The following is a 6396-nucleotide window of genomic DNA, read 5'->3' as shown; positions in this document are numbered from 1 at the left end:
CCGCCCCGGTCCTCGAAGGTGTACATCTCCTTCGACACCACGTCGGTGGACTCCCCGACGCCCCGCCGGAACAGGACACGAAAGATCGAGGTTAAGCCCCCGAAGCCGCCGATAATCTTCGACTACGTCAACGTAGACAGGCCGTTCGCGGGGCAGCAAGCCCCAAATCCCCCATTTCGGGTTTATGACCGATAGCGGACAGGGAAAAACTCGCATCATATGAACCGCGCCGGAGGGCCTCCGGGCCCGCTGCCTAGCGCTTGTTCGGCCCGCCGTTGATCACATGGTGCGAGCGACTTCGAGTTATCAGGAACTGACAGTTCGGAGTCCCTCTCGCTGCCCCAGAACGTCACAAATTCGTTCTCGGGCGTATGGCAATAGTTGTCGCCGGGTTCTCTTTTCGCTGGTCACGGCCGCTCGCTTCGAATGGCCGCCGTCGCAGGTGCCGGGTGAGTGAACTTTCGCAACCGCGAGTCGAGCGAGGCTGGAGTTGTTCCTGTGACCGGTGAGGTTGCCCATCGAGTCGACGACCGGACCGGGCCGCCGCTCGCCGGCGACACGACGCGCAGCCACCTGACAGTGCGCCTCGCACTGATCAACTCCGCGAACTCCCGAAAAAGCTGCCGCACCGTTTTGGGATTTAACAGCGAACCTGAAGAGCCGTCCGGTCTCCAGTAAGGAAATAAACACCTGTGAAAGCCGCCCGCGCAAGTGGGCTCCGGCGGCGCCGCCATTCCGAGCGGGACGCCGGTCAGGCCACGTTCGCCCTGCCGATTCGCCCGCAAGGCCCAGCCCTGGGCCCACCTCGACCGAAACCGCCTTTCCGGACACCTCTCCGAGGGTCGGCGAGGACGGCCGGCCGCGGAGGTGCTGAGGGCGCCGCGTGTCGGGACCGCGCGAGGGCCGGGCCGCCCGGCTTGCTAAGTGGACTGCGGTCCGCTAATCTCCGAGGAGATCCGGACTGTAGTCCGGTTAGTGAAGGGATCGGGATATGAGCCGTCTGCTGCACGTTTCCGCCTCGCCGCGCGGGGAGGCGTCGGAGTCGCTGGCGCTCGCCGCCGCGTTCCTCGACGCCTACCGCGAGACCCACCCCGGCGACACCGTCGACCACCACGACCTCTGGGACGGCACGCTCCCGGAGTTCGGCCCCGCCGGAGCCGGAGCCAAGATGACCGTCTTCGGGGGCGCCGACCCGTCCGGCGCCCAGGAGCGCGCCTGGGCCGCCGCCCGCGCGGTCTTCGAGCGCTTCGACTCCTACGACCGCTACCTGTTCAGCGTCCCCATGTGGAACTCGGGCGTGCCGTACATCCTCAAGCAGTTCATCGACGTGGTCTCCCAGCCGGGCTGGGTGTTCGGCTTCGACGCCGAACGCGGCTACACCGGTCTCCTGCAGGGCAAGAAGGCGGTCGTCGTGTACACCAGCGCCGTCTACGGGGACGGCCGCGGGCCGGCCTTCGGCGCCGACTTCCAGAGCGCCTTCTTCGAGGGCTGGCTGCGCTGGGCCGGGGTCGAGGACATCACCACCGTGCAGTTCCGTCCCAACCTCGCCACCGCCAACGCCGAGACGGGACGCCGCGAAGCCCACGCCCGCGCCCGCGAGGAAGGCAAGCGTTTCTGACGGAATCCACCGCCCGGGTCCGCCGCCCGGGTCCGCCGCCCGGGTCCGCCGCCCGGGCCCGCCGCTCGGGCCCGCCGGACCGTCCGGCGGACTCGGGCGCGGCGCCCGGGAGTCAGGCCGGATGTCCGGCGGCTTCCGGGCGCAGGCGGCGGGCGAGGAGCATGCCGCCTGCGGCGAGCAGCCCGGTCAGGACGAAGACGCCCAGCAGCGTGGTCCGCATCGAGGAGTCGTGGTCCTCGCCGAAGGCGATGGCCGCCCCGCCCAGCCCGGCGACCACGGCCGTGGCGAAGGTCTGGGCGAGCTGGAGCGCGCCGCTCGCCTCGCCCTGCCGTCCGGCGGGGACGTGCCGCAGCGTCTGGGTGGTGGAGGCGTTGAACGCGACGCCCATGCCGAACCCGCCGATTGACCATCCGAGCAGGGCCGTCCATGCGGGGAGCGCGCCGGTCAGGGTCGTCACCGCGATCAGCGCGACCCCGGCGGCGAGGACGGCGAGGCCGGCCGCGGTGGCGGCGGCGCGCGGGGTGCCGCCGGCGTCCCTCCTGGCCTGGAGTGCCGAACCGGCCACCCAGGTGATCGCCCCGGCCGACAGTCCGAGGCCCGACGCGGTGGCGCTCATGCCCCGCAGCTCCTGGAGGCCGAGCGGAAGGAACGCCTCGGTGCCGAAGTAGGCCCCGCACAGCAGGGCGCGGACGGCGACGCCGGCCCCGAGGCCGCGGCGGGCGCTCAGCGTGCCCGGGGGCGTCGCCCAGCGCAGCGCGGGAACCGTGACGAGGACGCCGACGGCGGCCAGGATGACCAGGGCCGCCACGTCGGTCAGCAGCAGTGCCTGCAGCAGGACGCCGGTTCCGGCGGTGAGTAGCACGGCGCTGCCGAGCGGGCGCCTCCACCAGGGCAGCGCGGTTCGCGGGGCCTCGGTGCCGCCGGACCGTCGCAGTGCGCGCAACGGAGGCAGGGTGAGGGCCGCGGCGACGGCGACGATCGGCAGGATGAGCAGGAACACCGACCGCCAGGTGGCGTGTTCGGCGAGGGTGCCGGTGGTGGCGGGGCCGACCAGCGACGGGATGGTCCAGGCCGACGACAGCAGGGCGTACATCCGGGCCCGCAGGTGCTCGGGGTAGGCCAGCCCGATCACCGTGTAGGCCATGGCCATCACCGCGCCCACGCCGAGCCCCTGGCAGAAGCGGCCGACCAGGAACAGCGGCCACGTGGGCGCGGCTCCGGCGACCGCGCAGCCGGCCGCGAGCACCGCCATGCCCCAGGCCATCGGACGCAGCGGACCGCGACGGTCGGCGGCCCTCCCGGCGACGACGGTGCCGATGACGTTGGCCAGCATGAGGGCCGACAGGCCCCAGCCGTAGGCGCCGAGGCCGTCGAGGTCCTCGGCGATGCCGGGCAGGACGGTCGCCACGCCGAGGGATTCCAGGGCGACGAGGCCGACCGACAGCAGGACGCCCAGCGTCAGCGCCCGATGGGCGTCGCCGAAGACGCCGTCGTGGGGGATCATGGCAGCCTCCAGTTACGTTTCGTTCCGGAACGGAACATAACCCTTATACTGCCCTCATGGCCGAGTCGACAAGCCGCCCGACCCCGTCCGCCGGCGGGCGCCCGCGCGACGCCCGCATCGACGAGGCGGTCCGGCGGGCGGTCGTCGAGATCCTCAACGAGGCCGGCTACAGCGGCCTGACGATGGAGGCGGCGGCGGCGCGCGCCGGGACCACGAAGCCCGCCATCCGCCGCCGCTGGCGCTCCCGCCAGCACCTCGTCATCGACGCGCTGGCCACCACCATCGGCACCGCGCCCACCCCGGACACCGGCTGCACCCATTGCGATCTCATCGCCGGGATCAGCACGCTCAGCGACGCGTTCACCACCGCGCTCGGCCGCAGGGCGCTGCCCGCGCTCGTCGCCGACCTCGCGGGCGACCCCGCCCTCGAGCGGCACTTCTTCGAGCTCTTCTTCCACCCGCGCCGGGCGACCACCGCCGCTGCCCTCCGCCGCGGCATCGAGCGGGGCGACCTGCGGCCCGGCATCGACGTCGATCTCCTGCTGGACATGCTCGCCTCGACGACCTACTACCGGGTGCTCTTCGGGCACCTGCCCGTCACGCCCGAGCTCGCGGCGGACGTCGTGGGCGTGATCCTGTCCGGTGTCGCCACCGACCAGTGGCGCGGCTGCCACCCGGCCGGATGACACAGGCCCCCTTGCAGGGCACTGGGCGAGCGATTATGGTTGGTTGAGTCAAACCAACTAACGGGGGTGCGGCGGTGACGGGAGACGGCCCGGGCCGGGACGACCGGCGGAAGTCCGCCGACCGCGTGGCGGCGGCGCTCGCGACGGTCGGCAACTGGATGTTCGCCCCGGCCACCCGGCGGCGGATCATGGCGGCCTCGGGGCTCGAGATGTCGCTGGGGGACTACACCCTGCTCGCGCAGGTCTCGCTGCACGGGCCGGTGCGGCTGTCGGTGCTGGCCGGGCTGATGGAGGTGGACAAGTCCACGCTCTCGCCGCCCGCCAAGCGCCTGGAGACGCGCGGGTTCATCGAGCGGCGGCCCGACCCGGCCGACGCCAGGGCGCAGCTGGTGAGCGTCACCCGGGAGGGCAGGCTCGCCATCCGCGAACTCTGGAAAGCGCGCGCGGAGGCCGTCGCCGCGCTCATGTCCGACTGGGAACCGGCCGACATCGAGCACTTGGCCGAAGGGCTCGGTGCGTTCGCGGAAGCCATCAAGAAGAACTCGTAGCGGATCCCTGATCGCGCGCTGACCGCCGTCAGCGCGCCCTGCCTCCCTGCCCTCCTCGCGCCGCGCCCTGCCCTCTCCGCGCCGCGCCCTGTCCTCCTCGCGCCGCGCGCTGCCGGCCTGCGATGACCCGTGCCCGGTCACGGGTGGGTTCCTCCTGCCCGTCCGAGCCCGAACGGTCGTGGGCTCTGGCCCGCATCCCCTGCTCATCCCTTGAACGCCTGGAAACAGGTTTCGATCAATCCCCATCTAGGAGAAACGGCATGTCAGAGAAGATCTTCGTGGCCGGAGCGACCGGGCTGCTGGGCGGACGGATCGTCAGCGCCCTCCTCGACCAGGGCGCGTCCGTCCGGGCCCTGGTGCGGCCAGGCGTGGACGGCGAGAAGAAGGCGGCGATCGATGCGCTCCAGGCCCGCGGCCTGGAGGTGGTCGAGGGCGACATCACCGGCCCGGTGGCGGCGCTGGCCGACGCGGTCGGGGACGCCACGACGGTGGTCTCGGCCGTGCAGGGCGGCCCCGAAGTGATCGTGGACGGCCAGGTCAACCTCGTGCGCGCCGCCGAGAAGGCGGGCGCGGGACGCTTCATTCCGTCCGACTTCGCCGTCGACGTGACCAAGCTGGAGGACGGCGACAACTTCATGATCGACTGGCGCCGCCGGGCCGCCGCCGCGTACGGCGACGCCGGCATCGCCGTGGCCTCCGTGCTCAACGGGGCGTTCTACGAGGTCATGCTCGGTTTCATGGGGATCGTGGACTGGGAGCGCGGCACGCTGTCGCACTGGGGCGACCCCGACCAGCCGCTCGACCTGACGTCGGTGGACGACACGGCCGCCTACACCGCCGCCGTCGCGCTCGATCCCGCCGCCACCGGCACGCTCCGGTTCGCGGGGGAGGTCGTCTCGTTCCGCGGGTTCCGCGAGGCGGTCCAGCGGGGTTCCGGCCGGCGGCTGGAGCTGCGCACCCTCGGCACCGCCGACGAGCTGCGCGCCGAGATCGAGCGGCAGGCCGGGCTCACCGAGAACCCGTTCGACTACGTGGCGCTCCAGTACCAGTGGTGCATGGCGAGCGGGAAGGCCAAGTTCGACACCTTGGACAACGCCAGGTACCCGCAGGTCACGCCCACGCCGGTGGCGGACTTCGTGCGCGCCTCGCGCTGATCCCGTCGCCCGTGCCGGCGGCCGCGTTCCGAGGGGGCGGCCGCCGGCGCGGGCGCGTCCCGGGGCCCGCCGGACCGGGCCCCGCCCGACCGGAACCTGACGTCGCATTCCCGCCAGCGGAGCCCGCCTGGCTCGCGGGAGAGTCGGTGAAGGCTCGCCCTCAGGTCGCGGGCCGCCCCCTCCTCGGCTCTCTGCGAAAGGCGCTGTGCATGCACGTCGTCCCCGGACTCAAGGTGCTGTACTTCGGAACTCCGGTGGTGCTGATCAGCTCGGTGAACGCGGACGGCACGGCGAACCTCGCGCCGATGTCGTCCGCGTGGTGGCTGAACCAGTCGTGCATGCTGGGCCTCGGCAACAGCGCCCGGACCACGGCGAACCTGCTGCGGGACGGCGACTGCGTGCTCAACCTGCCGTCGTCGGCGCTGGTGGACGCCGTCGACCGGCTCGCGCTCACCACCGGGCGGCCGGACGTGCCGGACCACAAGGCCGCGCAGGGCTACCGGTACGAGCCGGACAAGTTCGCGGCCGCCGGGCTGACCGAGCAGGCGTCGGACCTGGTCCGGGCGCCGCGGGTCGCGGAGTGCCCGATCCAGCTGGAGTGCCGGGTCGTCTCGGCGCACCCCGTCGGCCGGCCCTCCCCGCAGGCCACCGCCTTCCAGGTCGAGGTCCTGCGCGCCCACGTCGAGGAGGACCTGGTCATCCCGGGGACGAGCCACGTGGACCCGCTCGGCTGGGACCCGCTGATCATGAAGTTCTGCGAGTTCTTCGGCGGGGGCGGGAACGTCCACCCGTCCCGGCTCGCGGAAGGCTGGAACATGCCGCACGACCTCCGGACGGCGGCCGGCTGAGCCGGGGGACCGCCGCCCGGTGGACTCCGCGCCCGCCG

The 6396-nt window shown here is 72.6% G+C and carries 7 protein-coding genes; 6 read left to right on the top strand and 1 reads right to left on the bottom strand.

Annotated features, from left to right (window positions below):
- Together AB0C78_RS37845 and AB0C78_RS37840 are read left to right on the top strand one after the other, a co-directional pair.
- Window positions 1-195, top strand: a 195-nt coding sequence (locus AB0C78_RS37845) for a hypothetical protein (protein WP_360757800.1), incomplete at its 5' end; no start/stop codon positions are given.
- 796 nt (window positions 196-991) lie between these two features.
- Window positions 992-1618, top strand: coding sequence for an NAD(P)H-dependent oxidoreductase (locus AB0C78_RS37840; RefSeq protein WP_360757797.1), 627 nt, complete (start codon window positions 992-994; stop codon window positions 1616-1618).
- A 112-nt stretch (window positions 1619-1730) separates the two neighbouring features.
- Here AB0C78_RS37840 and AB0C78_RS37835 read toward each other — a convergent pair whose 3' ends face one another.
- Entirely contained in the window at window positions 1731-3122 is a 1392-nt protein-coding gene (locus AB0C78_RS37835; RefSeq protein ID WP_360757794.1) for an MFS transporter, read from the bottom strand.
- A 56-nt stretch (window positions 3123-3178) separates the two neighbouring features.
- Here AB0C78_RS37835 and AB0C78_RS37830 point away from each other — a divergent pair, with 56 nt between their 5' ends.
- The 4 genes from AB0C78_RS37830 to AB0C78_RS37815 all read left to right on the top strand — a co-directional run bounded on the left by AB0C78_RS37830 (window position 3179) and on the right by AB0C78_RS37815 (window position 6358).
- Complete coding sequence (locus tag AB0C78_RS37830) at window positions 3179-3808, top strand: TetR/AcrR family transcriptional regulator (protein ID WP_360757792.1); 630 nt, start codon at window positions 3179-3181, stop codon at window positions 3806-3808.
- Between the two features lie 74 nt (window positions 3809-3882).
- Entirely contained in the window at window positions 3883-4356 is a 474-nt protein-coding gene (locus AB0C78_RS37825) for a MarR family transcriptional regulator (RefSeq protein ID WP_360757789.1), read from the top strand.
- Window positions 4357-4616: 260 nt separating this feature from the next.
- Window positions 4617-5510, top strand: coding sequence for an NmrA family NAD(P)-binding protein (locus tag AB0C78_RS37820; RefSeq protein WP_360757787.1), 894 nt, complete (start codon window positions 4617-4619; stop codon window positions 5508-5510).
- A 146-nt stretch (window positions 5511-5656) separates the two neighbouring features.
- A complete protein-coding gene (locus AB0C78_RS37815; RefSeq protein WP_360757784.1) occupies window positions 5657-6358 on the top strand; it encodes a flavin reductase family protein in 702 nt (233 codons plus the stop codon).
- Window positions 6359-6396: the final 38 nt, after the last annotated feature.

Source organism: Actinomadura sp. NPDC048394 (genome assembly GCF_040651755.1).
GTDB classification, from domain to species: Bacteria; Actinomycetota; Actinomycetes; order Streptosporangiales; family Streptosporangiaceae; genus Spirillospora; species Spirillospora montaniterrae.
The sequence above is the reverse complement of the archived record's forward strand: the minus strand, read 5'-3'. Positions and strand labels throughout refer to the sequence as shown.